The sequence below is a fragment of the Macrococcus brunensis genome (assembly GCF_004359615.1).
Classification (GTDB): Bacteria; Bacillota; Bacilli; order Staphylococcales; family Staphylococcaceae; genus Macrococcus; species Macrococcus brunensis.
On the sequence record NZ_SCWA01000012.1, the window covers coordinates 1 to 22751 of the forward strand.

The 22751-nt window shown below is 40.7% G+C and carries 21 protein-coding genes and 1 other annotated feature; of the genes, 1 reads left to right on the plus strand and 20 read right to left on the minus strand.

Translation table 11 applies throughout. The annotated features are described in order from the left end of the window. Nucleotides 1–200 precede the first annotated feature (200 nt). The 20 genes from ERX27_RS07315 to ERX27_RS07410 all read right to left on the minus strand — a co-directional run bounded on the left by ERX27_RS07315 (nt 201) and on the right by ERX27_RS07410 (nt 21934). Nucleotides 201–485 carry a hypothetical protein gene (locus tag ERX27_RS07315; RefSeq protein ID WP_133432183.1) on the minus strand — a complete coding sequence of 95 codons (285 nt, stop codon included), beginning with the start codon at nt 483–485 and terminating at the stop codon, nt 201–203. A gap of 146 nt (nt 486–631) precedes the next feature. Beyond that, nucleotides 632–1399 carry a DUF1129 family protein gene (locus ERX27_RS07320; protein ID WP_133432184.1) on the minus strand — a complete coding sequence of 256 codons (768 nt, stop codon included), beginning with the start codon at nt 1397–1399 and terminating at the stop codon, nt 632–634. Further along, complete coding sequence (locus tag ERX27_RS07325) at nt 1389–1727, minus strand: PadR family transcriptional regulator (RefSeq protein ID WP_133432185.1); 339 nt, start codon at nt 1725–1727, stop codon at nt 1389–1391. Before ERX27_RS07325 ends, ERX27_RS07320 begins: the two co-directional genes overlap by 11 nt. A gap of 369 nt (nt 1728–2096) precedes the next feature. After that, on the minus strand, nt 2097–3476 hold the full coding sequence (locus ERX27_RS07330; RefSeq protein WP_133432186.1) for a YfcC family protein: 1380 nt from the start codon (nt 3474–3476) through the stop codon (nt 2097–2099). Between the two features lie 110 nt (nt 3477–3586). After that, a complete protein-coding gene (locus ERX27_RS07335) occupies nt 3587–4849 on the minus strand; it encodes a bifunctional folylpolyglutamate synthase/dihydrofolate synthase (protein WP_133432187.1) in 1263 nt (420 codons plus the stop codon). An 8-nt stretch (nt 4850–4857) separates the two neighbouring features. Continuing rightward, nucleotides 4858–7488, minus strand: a complete 2631-nt coding sequence (locus ERX27_RS07340; protein ID WP_133432188.1) for a valine--tRNA ligase — start codon at nt 7486–7488, stop codon at nt 4858–4860. Nucleotides 7489–7532: 44 nt separating this feature from the next. Beyond that, nucleotides 7533–7736, minus strand: a binding site (T-box leader). A 22-nt stretch (nt 7737–7758) separates the two neighbouring features. After that, complete coding sequence (locus ERX27_RS07345) at nt 7759–8799, minus strand: AbrB family transcriptional regulator (RefSeq protein ID WP_133432189.1); 1041 nt, start codon at nt 8797–8799, stop codon at nt 7759–7761. Nucleotides 8800–9052: 253 nt separating this feature from the next. Beyond that, complete coding sequence (locus tag ERX27_RS07350; RefSeq protein ID WP_133432190.1) at nt 9053–9457, minus strand: hypothetical protein; 405 nt, start codon at nt 9455–9457, stop codon at nt 9053–9055. 143 nt (nt 9458–9600) lie between these two features. After that, complete coding sequence (gene hemL / locus ERX27_RS07355) at nt 9601–10875, minus strand: glutamate-1-semialdehyde 2,1-aminomutase (protein WP_133432191.1); 1275 nt, start codon at nt 10873–10875, stop codon at nt 9601–9603. After that, a complete protein-coding gene (gene hemB / locus ERX27_RS07360; protein WP_133432192.1) occupies nt 10875–11855 on the minus strand; it encodes a porphobilinogen synthase in 981 nt (326 codons plus the stop codon). Before hemB ends, hemL begins: the two co-directional genes overlap by 1 nt. Next, a complete protein-coding gene (locus ERX27_RS07365) occupies nt 11845–12522 on the minus strand; it encodes a uroporphyrinogen-III synthase (protein WP_133432193.1) in 678 nt (225 codons plus the stop codon). Before ERX27_RS07365 ends, hemB begins: the two co-directional genes overlap by 11 nt. Before the next feature lies 1 nt (nt 12523). Next, entirely contained in the window at nt 12524–13453 is a 930-nt protein-coding gene (gene hemC / locus ERX27_RS07370; protein ID WP_133432194.1) for a hydroxymethylbilane synthase, read from the minus strand. A gap of 10 nt (nt 13454–13463) precedes the next feature. After that, nucleotides 13464–14297 carry a cytochrome C assembly family protein gene (locus ERX27_RS07375; RefSeq protein ID WP_133432195.1) on the minus strand — a complete coding sequence of 278 codons (834 nt, stop codon included), beginning with the start codon at nt 14295–14297 and terminating at the stop codon, nt 13464–13466. 4 nt (nt 14298–14301) lie between these two features. After that, a complete protein-coding gene (hemA, locus tag ERX27_RS07380; protein ID WP_133432196.1) occupies nt 14302–15633 on the minus strand; it encodes a glutamyl-tRNA reductase in 1332 nt (443 codons plus the stop codon). A 69-nt stretch (nt 15634–15702) separates the two neighbouring features. Beyond that, a complete protein-coding gene (yihA, locus tag ERX27_RS07385; RefSeq protein WP_133432197.1) occupies nt 15703–16290 on the minus strand; it encodes a ribosome biogenesis GTP-binding protein YihA/YsxC in 588 nt (195 codons plus the stop codon). Between the two features lie 53 nt (nt 16291–16343). Then, on the minus strand, nt 16344–17597 hold the full coding sequence (clpX, locus tag ERX27_RS07390) for an ATP-dependent Clp protease ATP-binding subunit ClpX (RefSeq protein ID WP_133432198.1): 1254 nt from the start codon (nt 17595–17597) through the stop codon (nt 16344–16346). A 123-nt stretch (nt 17598–17720) separates the two neighbouring features. Then, on the minus strand, nt 17721–19004 hold the full coding sequence (tig, locus tag ERX27_RS07395) for a trigger factor (RefSeq protein ID WP_133432199.1): 1284 nt from the start codon (nt 19002–19004) through the stop codon (nt 17721–17723). A 74-nt stretch (nt 19005–19078) separates the two neighbouring features. Then, nucleotides 19079–20029, minus strand: coding sequence for a hypothetical protein (locus ERX27_RS07400; RefSeq protein ID WP_133432200.1), 951 nt, complete (start codon nt 20027–20029; stop codon nt 19079–19081). Further along, on the minus strand, nt 20029–20649 hold the full coding sequence (locus ERX27_RS07405) for an NUDIX domain-containing protein (RefSeq protein WP_133432201.1): 621 nt from the start codon (nt 20647–20649) through the stop codon (nt 20029–20031). The genes ERX27_RS07400 and ERX27_RS07405 overlap by 1 nt, the downstream gene beginning before the upstream one ends. Before the next feature lie 394 nt (nt 20650–21043). Beyond that, complete coding sequence (locus ERX27_RS07410) at nt 21044–21934, minus strand: hypothetical protein (protein WP_133432202.1); 891 nt, start codon at nt 21932–21934, stop codon at nt 21044–21046. 162 nt (nt 21935–22096) lie between these two features. Here ERX27_RS07410 and ERX27_RS07415 point away from each other — a divergent pair, with 162 nt between their 5' ends. Continuing rightward, nucleotides 22097–22726, plus strand: coding sequence for a hypothetical protein (locus ERX27_RS07415; protein WP_133432203.1), 630 nt, complete (start codon nt 22097–22099; stop codon nt 22724–22726). The last annotated feature ends 25 nt before the right edge of the window (nt 22727–22751 follow it).

Consider the following 22751-nt stretch of genomic DNA (forward strand, 5'->3'; position numbering starts at 1 on the left):
TGACCATCTGTAATTTGAATTCTGGACTGAAACTTCTTCTTTCACGTGACATAAATAAATCGCCTACTTTCTTAGATTAACAATATCTATTCACATAGAAATTGTCCAACTAAGTGTAGACGATTCATAGTTATCGAAAATGCGATTGAGGTCAACTGCAATTAACGAATGATTATTTGCCATGTCTATCACCTTTAGTTTTAGTATTGATATTCTTCTTCCAATCTTTTCAGAATCTCTTTCGCTTCACTGAGCACTTTTATGTCATCATTTAAATATGGATACTCTGGAACTTCGTCAGGAGCTATATAAAACGTGACTAAATCATCAAGTTCCTTAAAGAGTGCTGCCTGATATAATGTAAAATCATCCTCATCAGCCATAAAATTGTATATATCGTAATAATAATCTACGAATATTTTAGTCGAAATACGGCCTTCTACAAGATCTTTTAAAATCCGTAACAGAATAGCTGAATGTGACATAGTAACTTCTCCCTAATGTTTTTTGGTATTCTATCTTTCAGTCCACTTGTAAAAAACTGTTTAATTCAATATAACTTTATTCATTTTGAAAAGCTATCCAAACATTAAAAAACCCTCAGCATTTGATTATGCAGAGGGTTCGTTTCTTATCTTCTACTTTTTTTAAATCTTGAATAAAATGCCATCGCTCCTACTAAAGCCACTACGCTTAACATAAGAAAGATGGATGATGAGATATTGACGAATTCTTTACTATCAGCTGGTTTATCTGTAAATAATCTTGCAACTAAGTCAGGTAATACAAGGTATACCATGACCCCGATATAAAACCAGGATTTGTACATGACACAGAAACCAATGAATAATAATAGAAGAATTAAACCTATCCATAAACTCATATGAATATCTAAGTTGATGATTGAAGCTCCTTCGTTGGCACGAAGATAAAACTCACCTGCTAAAATAATAGCAAAACCTATTAATGCGATGATGAGAGGTGCGAAATAGCCCTTCTTTGAATGGTCATATTTTTTTAACATAGTCATGAGCAACCAGAATTCAATCGGCAACAGAATAACGACTAATAAGCCATAAAAAATAATTCTTTCGACTGACATATCAAATTGTCCTGCAATAAGTCTTGGGATTGTAAAGAACCCTAAAATCGCAAATAATGCACCGATAATTGTTTTGATAAAGGAATTGTCAAATGGCATTTCCTTTGAGATAGAATTGATATATGCTTCAGGAGAGCCGCCTGTAATACTGTCTACACTTTCACCGCGTTTTTCGGCCTGAGTCAGATGATCTCTGAGTTCTTCAGTTACCGCTTCTATATCTTCATCTTTCTTACCGCGCTTCATTAGTTCCATTCTGACACTATTTAAAAACTGTTCTGATTTCTTACTCAACATCTTCCACACTCCTCATTAAATTATTCATACCATGATTCAAATCTGTCCACTTCTGTTTAAAAACTGTAAGCTGCTCCATCCCACTTGCTGTGATGGTATAGTATTTCCGCTTCGGACCTCCATTATCTGACTTTACCATGCGCGTACTGACATACTGCTTCTTATCCAGACGCAATAGAACTGGATAAATACTTCCATCGCTGATTTCAGGAAAATCATTCTCCTTCAAGCGCTCCATAATCTCATAACCATAAGTTTCACCTTGCGCAATCAACCCCAGAATAGCTCCATCAAGCAACCCTTTCATCATCTGATCATGCACCGCCAAGAATCAGCACCCCCTGTTAACTATCTTATTTTATAAGATAGTTAGTCAAAAAAATATAGATAGCTATCTTGTAATCTACTATAGTACATTATAAGAGAAAAAACAACTATCTTTTATAAAAAGTTAGTTGTTTTATAAAAGCAAAGTCTAGCTAATCTACTTTGCTAGACTTTGTTCACTACCTGCTACTTTTTCTCCTACGTATCGTTCCGCAAATCCACTTTGCTGGACTTTACTCGCTCTCTTGCTCTGTTTTCTCCTACGTATCGTCCCGCAAATCCACTTTGCGGGACTTTGCTCATCCATATGTTTCAAAGCTTCTCGCACTCACCACAAAAAACCGAAGATTTTATAGTCTCCGGTCTCTACTTATATATTCATATAAATAATCATGGCCCCGATACAGATAACCGCCCATATAGCAATAATCATCCACACAAACTTAATCCAGGTCGTATATGGAATACGTGCAACTGCGAGTGCACCCATAAGCGAAGCTGATGTTGGAATGATATTATTACTGATAGCATCGCCGTACTGGAAGGCGAGTACAGCCAGCTGTCGATTAATACCTAGCAAGTCTGACACAGGTACCATAATCGGCATCGTCGTCATGGCCTGTCCTGATCCAGATGGTATAAAGAAGTTCAGGAACAGCTGTGTCACAAACATTGCTATAACTGAAAAAGCTGCAGGTAAGTGATCAATAACCGCTGTCATATGATGTACAATTGTATCGATGATTTTTCCTGATTCCAGCACTAAGACAATTGCTCTCGCAAATCCTACGATAATTGCACCGTACAGAATATCTTTCATGCCTTCTATCAATGCATCAAATGTTCCGTTCAATCCAAGTCCACCAATGAGTCCAGCGATAATGCCCATGATCAGGAAATTTGCACTCATCTGCATTAAGAACCAGTCGAACTTAAAGATGCCGTATACATTGATTATTACAGCAATGGCCAGACATAACAGAATGAGCGCATGTCTCATTGTAAATGAATCAATTCCTTTAATCTGCTCTTCAAAGCGGGCATCATTTGCGGCACGCATGTCTGCAGCAATCAAGCTGTGTTTTTTATCTTTTTTCACTTTCTTTGCATAATTCAGCACATACAGAATGCCTGTTAACAAGACAATGAGATAGACAATTGTTCTAAAAATAATCCCTGAGAATAACGGTATCTCCGCTATCTTCTGGGCAATCCCTACCGTAAACGGATTGATCATGCCACCTAGGAAACCGATACCGCTGCCGAGTATAATCATAGCGGTTCCAACCATCGCATCATATCCGAGTGCTTTGGCAAGCAAAATCCCAATCGGTACAAAGACGATCGCTTCCTCGCTCAGCCCTATCGAAAAGCCCAGTATACTGAAGACAATCATTGTGACAGGTATCAGCATATTCCCCTTTTTGCCGACTTTCTCCATCATGGCGCCTACGCCTGCATTGATGGCACCTGTTCTATGTATAATACCGAATGCCCCCCCGACTAAAAAGATATAGAATACAATCTCAGCTGCTTCTACTAGGCCAGTCGGTACTGCTCTAAAGATCTCTATCGGACTCACCGGCTGCTGAGCGACGTGATGGTATGAATCATTAATGACCTGCTTTCTACCGTCCACATCTTCCCTGTCATAAATACCTGCTGGAATGATATAGGTCATGACACAGGCAAAAGCGACTAAAAATAATAATAGTGCATATGTGTGTGGCATCTTCAAACTTTTTTTCATTTCAAAAACCAACCCCTTTGTCTCTTCTACTTTTCACTTTCCCTAATTCTGAATATTTAAATAATATAAAGCAAAAAAATACCAGGCAAATGCCTGGTATGAATAACGCTTTATTTTTTTAGATATGCTTTGACTGCACTGATAAAGTAAAGACTGCCTGTCACAAGTAACAGATCGCCGTTGTAATGTTTGATGAATTCACCGTATTCCTTAATCTTCATCTTCTGATCATGTTCAACAGATTCATAGATTGTATCGACCGGCAGTGCTTTCGGGAAATCGAATTCAGTGACGTAGAACTTATCTGCTATCTCTTCTAATGAATAGAGCATACTGCCAATCGGTTTTCCGTCAATCGCCGAAAACAATACATCAATTTTTCGGTCACTGTAGTGCTGTTTCATCGTATCAACAAGTACATCAATTGATTCGCGGTTATGTGCACCATCAAGAATAATAGTCGGCTCTTCCTGAATCGTTTCAATTCGTCCAGTCCATGTTGTCTCTTCAATTGCAGATATCATTCTATTGAAATCGAGATGCAGCATCTCCTGTTCATACATATCGATAAGCGCCGCTATTGCAAGTGATGCATTTTCCTGCTGGTGATGACCCAGCATTTTCAGACGGATGTCTTCTAATTCATACTCTTTATAACGGAAAGTGAATTCTTCACCTGACGAAACACACTGGATATCCCGGTCCAGTTTGATACCTTTTGCTCCTGCTTCTGCGACTGCCTCGTTGACATATTGTTTCGCATCAGCATTTTTAATCGCATAGACGAGTGTGACGCCCGGTTTAATGACACCTGCTTTTTCACGTGCAATATCCAGATAAGTATCACCCATAATATTGGTATGATCAAGCCCGATACTTGTCAGAATGGTCATGATCGGCATAAAGACATTCGTTGAATCATGTTTCGCGCCGAGACCCGCTTCTATCACAGTAAAATCGACCGGATGGACTTCGCCGAAATAAACAAACATCATCATGGTCATGACTTCAAATTCTGTTGCCGGGCCTAAATCTGTTTCTTCTACTAACGCTTCACTGACCGGTTTCACTTTTTCAACAAGTGTTACAATCTCGTCATCTGTAATAGGATTGCCGTTCAGACTAATTCTTTCATTAAATGTTTCAATATACGGTGAAGTGAACGTACCGACTTCGTAACCGTTTGCCATCAGCGCATTTTTCAGATAGCTGACTGTCGATCCTTTACCATTCGTGCCGACAACATGGATACCCCTGATATTTTTCTCAGGGTTACCCATGCGCTCAAGCATCCATTCCATACGTCTGACACCTGGTTTAATGCCAAACTTTGTTCGTTCATGTATCCAGTATAAACTCTCTAAATAGTCCATCGTCATCCCTACGCTTTCAACTGTTCAAGTCTTTCTTTCACTGCATTATAGCGCTCTGTATAAAGGGCCTGCTTTTCTTTTTCTTCATTGATGACTTTCTCAGGTGCTTTTGACACGAACTTCTCATTTGCAAGTTTACCGTTGACACGGTCCAGTTCTTTCTGCCATTTTTCAAGTTCTTTATTCAGACGTTCACGTTCTTTATCCATATCGATTAAGCCTTCAAGCGGCAGAATCACTTCTGCACCGTAAACAGCAGTCGTCATCGCTTTTTCAGGTACATCTGGTGACAGCGCAATTTCAAGAGAAGATGGATTACAGAAGCGCTCAAGATAGTGACGGTTCGCATCGATGTTGTTCAGATGTTCTTCATTATTTGCTTTGATCAGCATCGGGATTTCCTTAGACATCGGCGTATTCACTTCACTGCGTGACGTACGAACAGCACGGATAATCTCCATCAGCTGCTCCATCTCATGCTTAGAAGCGGCGTCTGTCAGTTCAGGAAGAACAACCGGCCAGCTAGCTGTCACGATTGATTCGCCTTCGTGTGGTAAGTTCTGCCAGATGGCTTCTGTGACAAACGGCATGAATGGATGCATCATACGCATGATCTGGTCAAGTGTATAGGCAAGGACTGAACGGGTCATCTGCTTCGCTTCCGCGTCATCACCGTTCATCGGAATCTTACTCATCTCAATATACCAGTCACAGAAATCATCCCAGATAAAGTTGTAAAGACTACGTCCAACTTCACCGAACTCATATTTATCCGCAAGACGTGTCACTTCTTCGATTGTTTCATTCAGACGCGTCAGAATCCATTTATCCGCTACTGATTTTTTGCCATCCAGGTTAATATCTTCTACCGTGAAGTCGTCACCAATATTCATCAGGCTGAAACGAGAAGCATTCCAGATTTTATTAATAAAGTTCCAGTTTGCTTCCACTTTCTCTGTTGAGTAACGTAAATCCTGTCCAGGTGTTGAACCCGTTGCCAGGAAGTAACGTAGTGCATCGGCACCGTACTGGTCGATAACATCCATCGGATCTACACCGTTGCCAAGAGATTTACTCATCTTACGGCCGTCTTCAGCACGTACTAAACCGTGGATCAGTACTTCGTTGAACGGACGACGCTCTGTGAATTCAAGTCCCTGGAAGATCATACGGGCTACCCAGAAGAAGATAATATCATAGCCTGTGACAAGAACATTTGTCGGATAGAAGCGCTTGAAGTCTGCTGCTTCTGTATCCGGCCAGCCAAGCGTTGAAAATGGCCAGAGCGCACTAGAGAACCAAGTATCCAGTACATCTTCATCCTGTGTCCAGTTGTCACTGTCTTCAGGTGCTGTTTCACCGACGTATACTTCACCCGTTTCCTTATGGTACCAGGCAGGAATCTGATGACCCCACCAGAGCTGGCGAGAGATACACCAGTCATGGATGCCTTCCATCCAGCGGTTAAAGGTATTCTCAAAACGTGGTGGAACGAAATCAATGCGGTCATCCGTCTTCTGATTGTCCAGTGACTGTTCAGCAAGTGGTGCCATCTTGACGAACCATTGTGTAGACAGATAAGGCTCTACAACTGCGCCGCTACGTTCTGAGTGACCCACCTGATGGACGTGTTTTTCAATTTTAACCATGACGCCACTGTCTTCAAGGTCCTTAACAAGCTGTTTACGGCAGTCAAAGCGATCAAGTCCCGCATATTTACCTGCTTGGTCATTCATCGTACCGTCTTCATTCATCACATTGATACGAGGCAGGTCGTGACGGCTCCCGATCTCAAAGTCATTCGGGTCATGTGCAGGTGTTACTTTCATCGCACCTGTACCGAAGTCCATATCAACGTAATCATCACCGATAATCGGAATCTCGCGTTCTAAAATAGGCAGCAGCACTGTTTTACCGATCATCTTTTTGTAGCGCGCGTCTTCAGGATGAACGACGACTGCTGTATCACCGAGCATCGTCTCTGGACGAGTTGTCGCAATCTCAATCATGCCAGATCCGTCTGTCAGCGGATAGTTCATATGATAGAATGCACCTTCGACTTCTTCATGGACCACTTCGATATCACTGAGTGCTGTACGTGCTGCAGGATCCCAGTTGATAATACGTTCGCCGCGGTAAATCAGTCCCTTATTGTACATATCGACGAATACTCGTTTAACGGCATCGCTTAAGCCTTCGTCAAGTGTGAAACGTTCACGTGAATAGTCTAAACCAAGCCCCATCTTCGCCCACTGTGCACGGATAGTCTCAGCATATTCTTCTTTCCACGCCATCGTATGCTCCAGGAATTTCGCGCGGCCGATGTCGTGACGGCTAATGCCTTCTTCACGTAACTTTGCCTCTACTTTTGCCTGTGTCGCGATTCCTGCGTGGTCCATCCCTGGCAGATAAAGCGTGTTATAGCCCTGCATACGTTTCATACGGGTAATAATATCCTGTAATGTCGTGTCCCATGCATGGCCGATATGCAGCTTACCTGTAACGTTCGGTGGTGGAATCACAATCGTAAACGGTTCCTTGTCATCATTATCTTCTGCTTTGAAAAGCTCAGCATCGAGCCATTTTTGATAACGTCCTTCTTCAACTAACTTCGGATTATATTTAGTATCCATCAAAATACCTCCAGTAATTAATTTTACTCAATAAAAAAACCGCCCTATAAGAATAGGACGGGAATAATCTCGTGGTACCACCTAAATTCAGCCGGAGCTGCACTCAAACGATTAACGCTCGTACACGCTTATACTTACTAACGTTCAGTATAAGGCCATATGCGGGCTACCTTCAGTCGTAGATGCTGCATAGTTCCACCAACCCTATGCTCTCTTTCCAGTCATCACAGACTTACTCTTCCCGAAATCTTATTGAATAATTTTATATTAGCGGATTTAAATTATCTTGTCAAATCGCTTCAGCACTACCTGCATCAGAGGTGCAACGACCAGTAGAATAAGAAAAATACGGAAAATATGATAACTGGATATCATGGCAATATTGCCGCCTGTTTCAAGGGCAACAATCGCAATCTGTGCCATACCGCCCGGTGCCAGACTTAAAAAGGTATCGTTAAATGGATGATCTGTCATGAATAAAGCAGCTACAAAGGTCACTAAGATAAGCAATGTATTCTGTACAGCGATGCCTAAAGAAAGCCTGAACGTCAGACTGCTGGATAAATCCACCAGCTGCAGACCAATCCGAACACCGAAAAGAAGCTGTGCTGCTGCAATCAAATAAATAGGAATAGAAAAACTGTTACCTGTTGCGATATTCCAGCCTGCTATAATAATGATCGGTGCCAGAAGTTGAGGGACTGGAAAATGAATACGGCGGAGAAATATAAAGAGCAAACCAGTCAGACTGATGATGAATAACAGCTGGTCAAACGACAGGACTAGAAAAATGGATTCACTGTCCATCATATTTCCTGTGACTGCGTCTTTACTGAACGACGCAATAAATGGAACCATCATCACGACAAATAAGAGACGGGACGTCTGTGATAGTGTCACAGCTAGAAAATCTGCTCGTTTATTCTCTTCTGCCATGACAATCATCTGGCTCAGTGCACCGGGCACTGCACTTAAGAATGCAGTCTCATAGCTGCAATGCGTTATCTGTCGGTAGATGAGTGACAGCAGAAGAGCGGCACCGATAATCATGATATTCCACAGTATAATATGAAAGAAATCATTTCGGATATCTGCCAGGACCTGTAACGTAAAAGTCGTCCCTATCTGTGCACCTAAAATAAATAGACCTGCATCTGCAAGCGGCTTCGGCCATCTCATTTCTCGCCTAGTCAGTTTTGTGATAGTCACGGCTGTGATGATAGGGCCAAACAGCCACGGGAGTATCATATGTATAATCATTAGTAGGAGACTGACAATCACGGATAAAAAGACAGTTACTATTAACAATTCAGACATTTCCTTTGTTTAAGAATGGAAGAATGGGTTATAGTTCATTATAATGAAAAGGGGGTCATCAAAATGATCAGATATTTCGGTGGGACAACAGGATGCATGTTTTCTATTATTGCATCTATTGTCCTGACTATTATACTCAATCTTCTTCTTAACTTTATCTTTTAAAATAAATGACAGTTTCAAATGGAAACTGTCATTTTTTTAACTGTATTAAATTATAAAAACCGTGAACAATGTTCACGGTTTTATAGTATTATGCTACTAAGTTAAAGTTGATGATTGATGCTAAGTCAAAACCACCAGCGTTTGCTTCTTCAGTCGTTGTAGCTTCTGTTGTTGTTTCTTCTGTTGTTGCATTTTCAGTCGTTGTTTCTTCTGTTTTGTTCTCTTCTTTTTTATCATCTTTGTCATTGTTACAAAGATTTAATAAGAATGGAATAGCTAACAGAAGAAGTAATAATGGAATTAACCATGGCCATGGGCTTTTCTTTTTAGGTTCTTCATGAGCCACATGACGAGTTTCACGAGTTGTTGTTTCTTTTACACGGTCTCCCGCTGCGCCAGTGCGATTAGTTGCACTATCCGCAGTGTGCGTTACGTGACGATCACGTTCTGAATCATAGATAACGTCTTTGTCATTTCTGTTGTTGTTAGCCATTTGACTTACCTCCACATAGGTTATGTTTTTTTGTAAATTTTATTTACATGAATAATATTGCCTGATAACAGAGATATAAACATAAAATCTGAAAAAATATTAAAATTTAATGCATTTTATATTTTACAACAGCCTGTAAATCCTTATTTGACGGCACTTAAAGCTTTATCAAAGGCATCTAAAGTTTTTTCAATATCTTCTGCCGTGTGCTGTGTAGAGAGGAACATCCCTTCGAATTGTGAAGGTGGTAAGAAAACACCATTCTCTGCCATTTTCTTATACATCGCTGCAAATAGTTTAAGATCTGATTTAGCTGCAACTTCAAAATTTGTGACTCTCTCTTCATTCAGGAAGTAACCGATCATACTGCCTGCGCGATTGATCGTAATCGGTACATCGTGTTTTGCAAACACTTCTGTCAGCCCGGCTTCAAGTAAATCACCTAATCGATTAAACTGGTCGTAGCTCGCCGGAGTGAGCTGACTGAGGGTATAATAACCACCTGTCATAGCCAGAGGATTACCACTCAGTGTCCCCGCCTGATAAATATCTCCCGCCGGTGCGATGCGCTCCATAATATCTTGACGACCGCCGAAAGCGCCTACTGGCAGACCACCGCCAATCACCTTACCTAGACACGTTAAGTCCGGCGTCACATTGAAATAACCTTGTGCACAATTGTAGCCCACGCGGAATCCTGTCATCACTTCATCAAAGATAAGCAGCGATCCATATTCAGTTGTGATGTCGCGCAGTCCTTGCAGAAAGCCTTCGACTGGTGGCACTACACCCATGTTACCTGCCACAGGCTCAACGATGACACATGCGATATCATCACCGAATTTCTCAAATGCAGTCTTAACTGCCTCTAGATCATTGTAATGGACGGTAATTGTATTTTCCGCTGTGCCCTTAGGGACACCTGGAGAATCTGGAAGACCAAGTGTTGCTACGCCTGACCCTGCTTTAATCAGCAGGCTGTCGCTATGTCCATGATAACACCCGATAAATTTAAGAATTTTATTACGTCCTGTAAACCCACGTGCTAAACGTAGTGCCGCAAGGGTGGCTTCTGTACCACTTGAAACCATACGCACCATCTCGATTGAAGGCACACGTTCAATCACCAGCTCTGCCATCTTCGTTTCAAGTTCTGTCGGCGCTCCGAAACTTGTTCCTTTTTGAATGGCTTTTGACAGTTCTTCTGTCACTTTATCATCGGCGTGACCTAAAATAAGAGGCCCCCAGCTTAAGACATAGTCAATATATTCCTTGCCATCAATATCATAGATTTTAGAACCTTTACCATGATCCATGAAAATCGGGTCCATATCCACACTTTTAAATGCACGAACTGGACTGTTGACGCCGCCCGGCATTACTTTGACTGCTTCCTGGAATGCTTGCTGTGATTTCATTAATATGCTCCTTTATCTAAATAATGACAGATATCTTTTGCAAAATAAGTAATAATCATATCTGCGCCTGCACGCTTCATCGAAATCATCTGTTCCATGACGATGCGCTCCTCATCAATCCAGCCGTTTAAAGCAGCTGCTTTAGTCATCGCATATTCTCCGCTGACATTATAGGCGATAACAGGGACATTGGAATTGTTACGGACGTCACGAATAATGTCGAGGTAGCTGAGCGCTGGTTTGACAATCATCATATCGCAACCTTCAGCAAGGTCGCTTTCAAGTTCACGCATCGCTTCTAAACGATTTGCGGGATCCATCTGATAACCTTTACGGTCTCCTTGGCCTGGCGTACTTTCAGCAGCATCGCGGAACGGTCCATAAAAGGCAGATGCATATTTGATACCGTAACTCATAATAGGAATATGAGAGAAGCCTGCTTCATCGAGTCCGCCCCGGATGGCCTGAACAAATCCATCCATCATATTGCTTGGTGCAATGATATCTGCCCCTGCTTTCGCTTGTGAGACTGCTGTCTTAACGAGCAGTGGTAATGTTTCATCATTGAGGACATGACCGTGGTCATCCAGCACACCACAATGCCCATGATCTGTATATTCACAAAGGCACGTATCAGCAAGTACAAGTATTTCCGGATAAAGTTCCTTCGATAATCGTGTTGCTTTCTGGATGATACCGTCGTCGATAAAAGCGCCGGTCCCACAAGCGTCTTTTTCATCCGGAATCCCGAAGAACATTACTGCTCTGATTCCTGCTTCATAAGCTGCCCTTAGTTCTTCATGCAGCATATTCAGGCTCAGCTGATAGATACCGGGCATTGATGGTACTTCATTTCTGATATTCTCCTGTTCGATAACGAAGATAGGATAGATTAAATCTTTCTTTGATAAAGCGGTTTCTCTCACCATATCACGCATCACTGCCGAGCTTCTTAAACGTCTATGTCGATCAAAATTCATTCTGTCCCCTCATTTCAATTATTTTAGTAATCATCTGCTCTTTAGTCGCTTCTTCAGGCATCACACACTTCTGTCCGTACGCTGACAATCTGTCAAAAGTCACAGGTCCGATAGCCACAACCGGAATATCAACAGGTGCGAATAGACTATAGTAGGCATCTACAGCTGAAGGGCTCATAAAAGTCAGTACATCTACTTTCTGCGCTTCAATCATAGCATGAATCTGTTCAGCAGCCGAACGAGAAGGCGCCGGCTGATATAAATCAATACGATCAACTTGACCACGTGTGCTTAGAAAGTCATAAAGTGCAGGTCTCGCCTTCGCACTGACCGGTAAACAGATTTGCTTGCCATCAAAACGACTCCCAGCTTCAAGGATAAACGATTCCTGGTTGTACGTACTGGGTGTATAGTCTACCGAATAGCCTCTATTTTCAAGTGCTGATTGCGTCTTAGTGCCTATTGCCGCAATGTTATCTGCTGTGATACTGTAGTGCTGACTAAATAGCTCAACTGCATTGCGACTCGTAAAAATAAGCCAGTCATAGTGTGTTTGATAGCCACTTCGTACGGGGAGCACTTCTATACCGATAAGCGGTATATGAATAAGCTCGACTTCGTCTGTCTGTGTTTTTCCACTATCAGTCATCACTACAACTGGCTTCATGTTATCGACTTCCTTCTATATTTAATGCCTCAATAATAGCATAAGCACCTTTTTCTTGCATTTCAGCCGCAGCTTTTTCACCGATAGATTCGAGACTCTCACTCCGTATTTCACTTTCGAAGCGCTGTCTGCCGTCCGGTGACATGATGAGTCCCCTGAAGTAAATTTCATCGTTTTCTACAATCGCATGTCCTGCAATAGGTACCTGACAGCTACCATCCATCAGACGCAGGAAATCGCGTTCAACTTGGGTACAACGTGCCACGTCGTCATTATGCACTGCTTTTAAAATGTTCAGTATCAATTCATCATCTGCACGGCATTCTATCCCTAGTGCGCCCTGACCAATTGCTGGCAGCATCGTTTCAGGTTCAAGATATTCCGTAATCGTCTCCTCGCTCCAGCCCATTCTTTTGAGTCCTGCTGCAGCAAGAATAACCGCATCATATGCATCATTATTCAGCTTCTTCAACCGTGTATCAATGTTACCACGTATCCATTCAATCCTCAGATGTGGATACTGGTTAAGAATCTGGGCACCGCGACGGAGTGAACTAGTACCGACGATACTGCCTTCCGGTAAATCTTTAAGCTTTGTATGATTCTTAGAAATAAAAGCATCACGAGGATCTTCACGATCAGGAATACAGCCAAGCGTTAAACCTTCTGGCAGGACACTTGGGACATCTTTCAGTGAGTGAATCGCAATGTCGATTTCTTTATTCAGAAGGGCGTGTTCTATTTCTTTTACGAACAGTCCTTTTCCTCCTACTTTAGAGAGCTGCACATCGACAATCTTGTCACCTTGTGTGACGATTTCCTTAAACTCAATCTCAAGGTCAGGAAATTTCGCCTGCAGAGAATCTGTAAACTGTTTACTTTGTGTTAAAGCAAGTTGACTTCTTCTCGTTCCCACTACGATTTTCGCCATAATAATCCTCCTAATTAATCAGCTGATGAAACTCTGAATATCTGCTGATGATCAAATAATTGACCATACAGATGAGAAAGAACATAATATTGATTTCCATCAGTCTGTTCAACTTCATTTTTTTGTTTGTGAAGAAATAAATATAAATCCCATAAATCAATAGCACAAGCGCCGAACCCACTACCTTACTGTCCAGCCAGATAGATGGCCCAATCAGTATCAGTCCCCACTGAATACCCAGAACCAGTGAGATAAAAAGCAGAATAAAACCGATGATACTGAAATGATTGACAGAACGGCTGATAGACGCAAGGTCACTCATTCTAAAAAATTTCTGCGTGAACTTCTTGTTTTTCAGGTTGCGCATCTGATAGAGATAAAGGCCTGCCTGTATCGCTGCTATCAGAAAGGTCACGTAAGCTGCTATAGCGAGCGTCACATGCACCATCAAGAGTTCATTCATCATGTGCGACACCGTTGTATTGGACTGATATTCCACCGGCTGAAAGGTATGAATCGCCATAAAGATAAAGCCGATAAGGTTCATCATAAATCCTAAAAATTCAGTCCGGGTCGTTTCAGACATCACGATCGAAGCGATAATGATCAGCCATGTAAAGAAATAAAACCCTTCTGTTATCGTCTGAACTGGAAACCGTCCTGCTGTCAGATAGAACTGGCCTATCATCAAGGTCTGCAGCACCAGCACGATGATAAGGAGTGTAAATCCTATTTTCTTGATGCGGTTATTCTTATCTATAAAGTCTATGAAATAACAGGCAATACTCATCATATAATTGAAAAGTATTGCCTCGTTAATTCTGACTGTCAGTAACTCAGACATCTAATCACCCATTTCCTGGTTCTAGCCGTCCTTGCATCGGTTTACTGTCTGAGAGTTTGTGTGTTTCAACTTCACTCGTAATGTTGAAGATTTCCTGGAAAAATTGCAGCTGTTCTTCACGGTTCGTACTGCCACTGAGTTCTTTGGCCTGCTGAATCGGATCTTTCAGCATCTGATTGATAATGCTCTTCATGTGTTTAGAGATGACTTTACGATCACGGTCAGACAAGTCCGGCATCTTGCGGTCAATGCTGTCCATCGTTGTCTCCTGGATGCGCAGTGCTTTCTCACGCAGTGCAGTAATAACAGGTACAACACCGAGCATATTGACCCAGTCAAGGAACTGGATAATCGCTGTCTCAATCATGCCTGTAATTTTATCTGCTGCTTTCTCGCGTTCAGCAAGATTGGCATCAACAAGACCTTTCAAGTCATCGACATCATAGTTGAAGACAAGGTCAAGCTCGCCTACTGCCGGATCAATATCACGTGGTACGGCGATATCAATCATCACAAGCGGATGAGAAGGACGCAAATTCATCACGTGAGCCATCATTTCCTCTGTAATAATATAATCACGAGCACTCGTTGAAGAGATGACAATGTCATTCTCCAGAAGCGCACACTGAAGTTCTTCCATCAGCACATGTCTGCCGCCAAAACGTCCAGCTAAAGTCTCTGCTTTTTCTGCTGTACGGTTCATGACGGTGATGTCTTTTGCCCCACTGCCTGCTAGATTCTCGAGCGCAAGCTCTGCCATCTCACCGGCACCAATAATGAGGATTCGCTTTCCTTGCAGAGAACCCAGTATTTTCTTAGAAAGTTCAACTGCCGCATATGAAACCGATACTGCCTTAGAAGAAATATCCGTTTCAGAGTGCGCACGTTTCGCCAGTGTGATGGCTTCCTTGAACAACTTATTGAAAATAGTGCCTGTTGTTCCTTCACTCTGCGCCAGTAAGAAACTCTCACGAATCTGTCCGAGAATCTGTGTTTCACCTAAGACAATTGAATCAAGACCTGCTGTCACGCGATATAAGTGTCTCACTGCTTCATCATCAACTTTAACGCTTGTTACGCTCTTGACTGTCTCAATCGACACATTAAACCATTCAGCAAGGAATGCTTTCACATAATAACGTCCTGTATGAATCTGATCGACGACTGCATAGACTTCTGTTCGATTGCAGGTCGAAACAATGACACCTTCAAGCACTGATTTCTGATTAATCAGCGCTGAATGTGCCTGTTCAATATTCATTTCTGAAAAAGTCAGCTGTTCCCGTAAGCTGACGTCTGCTGTTCTGTGATTGACGCTCACTACAACAATATGCATTTCTGTCGCCCCCAATATAGCCATTACTCCTATTATAGCACGAACCAGCCCTGCTGTAACAGGATGTGTTTATAAATAACTTTCAATGGCCTGCCAGATGACCGGATTTTTTTCTTTTGATAAAGAAGAGTAGCTGATCAGTGTATCATTCTGATCGATTTCTAAAGTCTGTCTGATCATTTTCAGATGCTTCTGAACTTTACCCTTCGGAATCTTATCTTCTTTTGTCGCAATGATAATCGTCGGTATGTCATAATGCTTCAGAAAATCATACATCAGCACATCGTCTTGAGAAGGTTCATGGCGGATATCGACCAGCTGGATGACAACAGCCAGATTTTCTCGCGTAGTCAAATACGTTTCAATCATCTTCCCCCAGCGCTCCCGCTCAGTCTTCGAAACTTTTGCATAGCCATATCCCGGTACATCGACAAAAATCAGCTGTTCATCAATATTGAAGAAATTCAGGGTCTGTGTCTTCCCGGGTTTAGATGAAATTCTCGCCATACTTTTTCGTTTGATCATCGTATTGATAAAAGATGACTTTCCTACATTAGACCGGCCGGCAAGAGCGACTTCCTGCAGGCCTGTATCCGGATACTGTTCAGGTTTAACAGCACTGATCAGAATCTCTATATTATTTGGATTGATATTCATGTTGCTCCTCCTTTAAAAAAACCCCACAGGTCTTAACCCATGAGGCTTGTCCATTAAGCTGTTTTAATACGTTCGCTGTTCTCGTCGTAAAGCTCAGGTCCCACTGATTCACGAATCGTTTCTTCAGTGATGACGACTTTCTTCACTTGATCTTCTGATGGAATATCAAACATAATATCCATCATGCTCTCTTCTATAATAGAGCGCAGACCGCGTGCGCCTGTTTTACGTTCAATCGCAAGTTCACTGATCGCTGTTAAAGCATCGTCAGTGAATTCAAGTTCTACACCGTCCAGTTCAAGCATTTTTTTGAACTGTTTGACCAATGCATTTTTCGGCTGAGTCAGGATGTTTTTAAGCGCATCTACATCCAGCTGTTCAAGATTGGCAACGACTGGAATACGACCGATAAACTCAGGAATCAGACCATAAGCCTGTAAATCTTCCGGTTTAATCTGCGAAAGCAGTGTAGATTCATCGAAATCACGTTCTTTCGTACCCGTGAAACCGATCACTTTCTCACCGAGACGACGTTTGATGACTTCATCGATACCGTCAAATGCACCACCCAGAATGAAGAGAATATTAGTCGTATCAATCTGAATAAACTCCTGGTTCGGATGCTTACGTCCACCTTGAGGCGGGACAGAAGCGACAGTTCCTTCAAGAATTTTCAGGAGTGCCTGCTGGACACCTTCACCTGATACATCACGTGTAATCGATGTATTCTCAGATTTACGAGCAATCTTATCGATCTCATCGACATAGATAATACCTTTTTCAGCCCGTTCGATATCAAAATCAGCTGCCTGAATCAGACGGAGAAGGATATTCTCTACATCCTCACCTACATAACCTGCTTCAGTCAGGCTCGTAGCATCTGCAATCGCAAACGGTACGTTCAGTGAACGAGCCAGTGTCTGAGCAAGGAGTGTCTTACCGCTACCTGTCGGACCAATAAGTGCGATATTACTTTTCTGCAGTTCCACCGCATCTTCTTCTGTCGCAGCCGGCTGCACTATACGTTTGTAGTGGTTGTAGACAGCTACAGCAAGAGCTTTCTTGGCTTTTGTCTGGCCGATGACATATTCATCGAGCAGTGCAAGCATCTCTTTAGGTTTAGGTACTTCTGTGAGTTCTTCTGTCTCAGTCGTACGCAGTTCTTCTTCTACGATTTCCGAGCAGAGTTCGATACATTCATTACAAATATATACGCCGCTACCTGCAACTAATTTCTTGACCTGATCCTGGTCTTTGCCGCAGAACGAACATTTTAAATTACTTTCATCTTCATCAAATTTAAACATTTCTACACCCCTATCTTATTCAAAAATATACTAAAGTGACTGACCTAATGCAAATGATTAAACTGAAAGAGAATCTGTAGTAAAAGCTACAGATTCTCTTCCGTTATTCTTATAGTCAGAACCTTATTTTGTTTTTGATTCTGATACTAATACGTCGATTGCTTTTTGGATGCGAAGATCGTCTTTTAATACTTCTGCATTACCTAAAGCTGCGCGGATATCTTCTACTGATAAACCGAACTGTTCGCTCATGTTAGTCAGTTCTGCTTCTACATCTTCATCAGAGATTTCGATGTTTTCAGCATTAGCAATAGCAGCAAGCGTTAAGTTTGTTTTAACACGTTTAGCTGCATCTTCTGACATGCTTTCTTTTAACTGTTCTTCAGTTTGACCTGAGAACTGGTAGTAAAGATCTAAGTTAAGACCTTGTTGTGCGATACGTTGTTCGAATTCCTGCATCATACGGCCAAGTTCAGTCTCAACCATTGCTTGTGGAATATCGATTTCAGCGTTTTCTGTCGCTAAGTTGATGAGTTCTTCTTTCGTTACATTTTCAGCTTGAACTTTTTTCTGTTCAGCTAAGTCTGTACGGAATTTTTCTTTAAATGCATCTGCTGATTCAGCTGACTCATCAAGTTCTTTTGCTAACTCATCATCAAGTTCAGGTACTTCTTTTGTTTTGATTTCGTTAATTTTCACTTTGAATACTGCATCTTTACCTGCTAACTCTTCTGCATGGTATTCTTCAGGGAATTTAACGTTAACATCTTTTTCTTCGCCGACTTTAGCGCCAACTAACTGTTCTTCAAAACCTGGGATGAATTGACCTGAACCGATTTCAAGGTCGTATCCTTCAGCTTTACCGCCTTCGAACTGCTCGTCATTAACGTAACCGTCGAAGTCTAAGTTAACAACGTCGCCTTCAGCTACTTCGCCTTCTTCTTTAACTGTTAATTCAGCTTTACGAGAAAGTTCAGCATCTAAAGCACTCTTAAATTCTTCGTCTGTTAATTCAGTGTCTTGTGCTTCTACTTCAAGACCTTTGTAGTCTCCAAGTTTAACTTCCGGCTCTACAGTCACTTTAGCTGTAAAGATGAGCTCTTTATCTTTTTCCATTTGTTCGATATCGATTTCAGGACGATCAACTGGGTTGATACCTGCTTCTTCTACTGCATTTGCATATGCATCCGGTAAGATGAAATCAAGTGCATCTTGATATAAAGATTCTACGCCGAAACGTTGTTCGAATAATGGACGAGGCATTTTACCTTTACGGAAACCTGGTACATTAACTTGTTTCACAACTTTTTTGAATGCTTTATCTAATCCTGATTTTACTTCTTCAGCAGGAACAGTAACCGTTAATACGCCTACATTCCCTTCTTGTTTTTCCCATTTAGCTGTCATGTGTGATAACCTCCAGAATTTTTTCAACTCATTTATTATAGCATAATCTTGGTGTTGTACAACAATACTACGTCTTAAAGTTCATATTTCACTGCTTCTTTAATGATGTCCAGTACATGTTCGTGGTCTTCCGTCAGAGTAAGTGGATAAATCTCCTCCATTTGAAACATCGAAAGTGCGAAGTAAATATAGCAGTCTGCAATGACATCCGTCTCAATCGTCAGCTCATCGATATCGAAATTAATCGGATAAAAAACAAGCGCCTGACGTTCCATCCAGTTTTGTACAGAACCTGCCATGTCCGGCATATTAGACTCAAACCAGTCCAGAACGAGTGGCAGAACATCTTCTATCAGAAAATCCCGGTCTATTGTGACAACGTCAGAAGAAAGAAAGGTCACCGAGGTGCCGAATTTGTTAACTTGAATGATTTCTCTTTCTCCCGCCAGCTGAATATACTGAATGATGACTGTCTGAACAACAGGGTGCAGAGGAGACTTAAGCAGCTCCAGAACAGTTCCGGTATAAGCCATATTTTCTTCATTTATCAGCTGCTGAATAAAATGCACCTGACGATCAGCGCTCCAGTTAACGAAATCTGACAGGGCATCTGCTGCCTGGCGGTCACGCAGATTTTTGCGGTGACGTGCCTGATCATATAAAGGCAGGAGTTTCATCTTCAGGCGGTGATCGATTTCTTCCGCGCGCAGAGAATCAATGAGTTCAATCACAGTCTGATACTGCCCCAGCTCAAAAAGACTGAGCAGGAAATAATAGACCGTGACTTCGTAGTTAGGATGGCCCTGATTCAGTAGGATACTTGCTTCTTCACGCAGTTCCAGAAAAGATTCAAGCGCGTAAAGGATTTCAAGTTTCTGCAGCTGCTGCTGGTGACTCAATTCAACATGGCGCTCTAGTTCGAGTATCGTCTCGTAAGCAGGCTCAAATTCATTATTCTGAATATATGTCTGCAGCTGCCGATTCAGTTTATCCGGCAGACCAGGAAAAGGTATGATTTCAGTCATTAATGACCTGTCATGTACATCGCTTCAATAATGAGACGACTCCATGTTTCATATGTCGGGACTTCCATCAATCTATTTTTAACCATCCATTGAATAGAAAGTGTATCTGTTTCAACAGCACTTACATCGTGACGGTCGACACAGATTCTGAAGACAAGTCCGATATGTACTCGACCTACTTCATCCCCATCATCATTAATAAAACCAATCAGTTCAAGGTCGCTGTCAGGAATATCAGTGAGACCGACTTCCTCCTCCAGTTCACGACGGGCATTCTCAATCAGAACGCGCTCAATATCGCCGCCTTCCAGTTGATTCATATGTCCGCCCACACCGATAGAGCTTAAACCGTGCAGACGTTCTTCTCCTCCACCTGTCAGGCGTTTATAGACTAAAAGCTCGTCTTCCTGATTTTCAAGTACGCAATAAGAGATAAGCTGTTTGAACTCAGGCGTTTCTTCCATGTCTCCACGACGTTTGACCTGATATTTAGATAATGTCTCAAAGATTTCAAGTGCACGCTGATCTTCTATAGAAATAAAACCATTAAAGGCATTTTTTTCGTGGCTAAATATAGATTCGCGATCAACCACAATAATCTGTTCATCATATTTATTCATCTTTCTGCCCCTGTCTGTTTTTTAATAATAACTAAAGCTTATACGAAATGCTGTCAGTAGACAAATAAAAAAGGAAATGTGAAGTTTCACATTTCCTTTTGTTAGCGTCCTGGGAGGGCGACACTTATTCCCAGTCTGACGCGTTTTATAAGGATAACGTGACCACTTTGTGACCAACATTTTTCACTTCATTGTTAGGTGGCTAAAAAGCAACACGTTTTCCAATATAACATATACTCTCTTTATGTTACTACCTAAAAAAAAATATCTTCTATTAGCTATAAGATAGTAGATACTTAAAAGGGAGATGGAGTCCGTCATTTTCCTAGAGAGTGACGGGCTTTATTGTATATTTTGTGGACAATTGTGGAAACTTTTTTTAATCTATGAATCACTATGACTGATTTAAATAATAATCATTAATATAATTTGTTAAATCTTTAACAGTCTTAAACTTAAGTTGATTATATTCATAAATGAAATCTTCATATAAATCTTGATATTTTCTTAATTCATCTTTGAGATTCTCATAGTAAAAATTGTAGAGTTCCTTGGAAGATAATTTTTCAATTGTGATTTGTTCTTCGTCTATTGTATTATCATCAAACGAAAGAACTTCCTCTATTCTACTTTTCTTATATTTATAATTTAATATTGGTATATTATCTTCCGTCAGTGTTGTTAAAGTATACATAGACACCACATCGGTAGAAATTATATATTCATCTGTATCGATACTGAACTTTTGAATAATATATTCCATCGCTAAATCTTTTTCACGGCTGTTAATAACTTTCTGTTGCTCATAAACTAAATCAGCTTTCTGTAAAATGTTTTCGTAAGGATATCTAATAATCATAGAGACATCCTCATCTTCTCTTCTAAGATTTTGTAAGTCTCTGCGAATGGTATTAAAATTAGCAAAAAATTGTTCAAAATCTCTCAAGGTTTCCAAATGATTCTCTTTAGTTGATGGATGCTTTAATACTTTTTCAAACAAAGAGTTTTCGAATCTTTTTAAGAATTTTATGTTTGCGCTCGTTTTAGTATTAAGATCAGACATAATTAATTCATCTTTCATCAACCTTATTGAATTATCACCTGATATCTTCGCACCAAGATATGCACCATAGCCAGTAGCAAAAACAGTAAGAAACCCTGTAAAAAGCGTTGTCACTTCAATTGGCTTATCCTTATCATACAAGTAGAATAGCCAGCAAATATAAAGTGATAATACAAATACTATAGCAACTAAGGGCCACATATACATTTTTTTATTGTTCATAAGTCACCTTCATTCTTTTTCTTAATAGTAGCAGAAACAAAAAAAGCCGCCTACCTCACAATGAGATAGACGGTTTTAAAATTATTTACACAATAAATATAATGCTATGTTAGAAAAGTCTTTTTTTGTATATGCTTAGTAATTAAGAAAGGAGGTGAAATAATGAAACAACAAATGCATGGAAATTATATTCAAGAACTTTTCGCTCTTTCTAAAGAAATAGTAAAGTTATATGACTCGGTAATTCCAAAACTTGATGATAAAGTTAGAGACTTAGAACCGGGGAGAAATTTTATAATGGTCGACTATTCAACTTTTTTAACATTTTCAAGTATATTTGTTCATTGCGGCAATATTCGTAAGCTTCTTATACCCAGTAAGAGAGCGAAAGGTGAAGCAAAATACATTTATGACTATAGGGTAAGGCGTACAGAAAATCTCAAACAAATAATTTCGCTATCGGATTTAGAAGAAATAACAAATTCAAAAATTAGAAATACAATTGAACACTATGATGAAAAATTAGATAAGATAAGTTTAGGTGTTGAAAATAAAAAGTTAAAAAAACATTATGATGCGGTTATCAGTAACACTATTTTAAGTAGTAAAAGTGTTATTGAAGGTCGAGTGTTGTATTTGAAAACATATTTCATTGATACTGCGATATATAAAAATTTAGATTTTGAATCAAATATTAAATCAGTTTATAAAGAAGCACAATACATTAATAACGAACTTATAAAACATTATCCTCTAGACTATTTAGAGTCAGCAATGTTAACAAAATTATAAGAAGAGCCCCTGCTGCTGCAGGGGT

What these genes read in the sequence shown, in the direction of transcription:
- ERX27_RS07315 (WP_133432183.1), bottom strand. Translation starts at nt 485, where the DNA reads ATGTCACATTCAGCTATTCTGTTACGGATTTTAAAAGATCTTGTAGAA.
- ERX27_RS07320 (WP_133432184.1), bottom strand. Translation starts at nt 1,399, where the DNA reads ATGTTGAGTAAGAAATCAGAACAGTTTTTAAATAGTGTCAGAATGGAA.
- ERX27_RS07330 (WP_133432186.1), bottom strand. Translation starts at nt 3,476, where the DNA reads ATGAAAAAAAGTTTGAAGATGCCACACACATATGCACTATTATTATTT.
- ERX27_RS07335 (WP_133432187.1), bottom strand. Translation starts at nt 4,849, where the DNA reads ATGGACTATTTAGAGAGTTTATACTGGATACATGAACGAACAAAGTTT.
- ERX27_RS07345 (WP_133432189.1), bottom strand. Translation starts at nt 8,799, where the DNA reads ATGTCTGAATTGTTAATAGTAACTGTCTTTTTATCCGTGATTGTCAGT.
- ERX27_RS07350 (WP_133432190.1), bottom strand. Translation starts at nt 9,457, where the DNA reads ATGGCTAACAACAACAGAAATGACAAAGACGTTATCTATGATTCAGAA.
- hemL (WP_133432191.1), bottom strand. Translation starts at nt 10,875, where the DNA reads ATGAAATCACAGCAAGCATTCCAGGAAGCAGTCAAAGTAATGCCGGGC.
- hemB (WP_133432192.1), bottom strand. Translation starts at nt 11,855, where the DNA reads ATGAATTTTGATCGACATAGACGTTTAAGAAGCTCGGCAGTGATGCGT.
- ERX27_RS07365 (WP_133432193.1), bottom strand. Translation starts at nt 12,522, where the DNA reads ATGAAGCCAGTTGTAGTGATGACTGATAGTGGAAAAACACAGACAGAC.
- hemC (WP_133432194.1), bottom strand. Translation starts at nt 13,453, where the DNA reads ATGGCGAAAATCGTAGTGGGAACGAGAAGAAGTCAACTTGCTTTAACA.
- ERX27_RS07375 (WP_133432195.1), bottom strand. Translation starts at nt 14,297, where the DNA reads ATGTCTGAGTTACTGACAGTCAGAATTAACGAGGCAATACTTTTCAAT.
- hemA (WP_133432196.1), bottom strand. Translation starts at nt 15,633, where the DNA reads ATGCATATTGTTGTAGTGAGCGTCAATCACAGAACAGCAGACGTCAGC.
- yihA (WP_133432197.1), bottom strand. Translation starts at nt 16,290, where the DNA reads ATGAATATCAATCCAAATAATATAGAGATTCTGATCAGTGCTGTTAAA.
- clpX (WP_133432198.1), bottom strand. Translation starts at nt 17,597, where the DNA reads ATGTTTAAATTTGATGAAGATGAAAGTAATTTAAAATGTTCGTTCTGC.
- tig (WP_133432199.1), bottom strand. Translation starts at nt 19,004, where the DNA reads ATGACAGCTAAATGGGAAAAACAAGAAGGGAATGTAGGCGTATTAACG.
- ERX27_RS07400 (WP_133432200.1), bottom strand. Translation starts at nt 20,029, where the DNA reads ATGACTGAAATCATACCTTTTCCTGGTCTGCCGGATAAACTGAATCGG.
- ERX27_RS07405 (WP_133432201.1), bottom strand. Translation starts at nt 20,649, where the DNA reads ATGAATAAATATGATGAACAGATTATTGTGGTTGATCGCGAATCTATA.
- ERX27_RS07410 (WP_133432202.1), bottom strand. Translation starts at nt 21,934, where the DNA reads ATGAACAATAAAAAAATGTATATGTGGCCCTTAGTTGCTATAGTATTT.
- ERX27_RS07415 (WP_133432203.1), top strand. Translation starts at nt 22,097, where the DNA reads ATGAAACAACAAATGCATGGAAATTATATTCAAGAACTTTTCGCTCTT.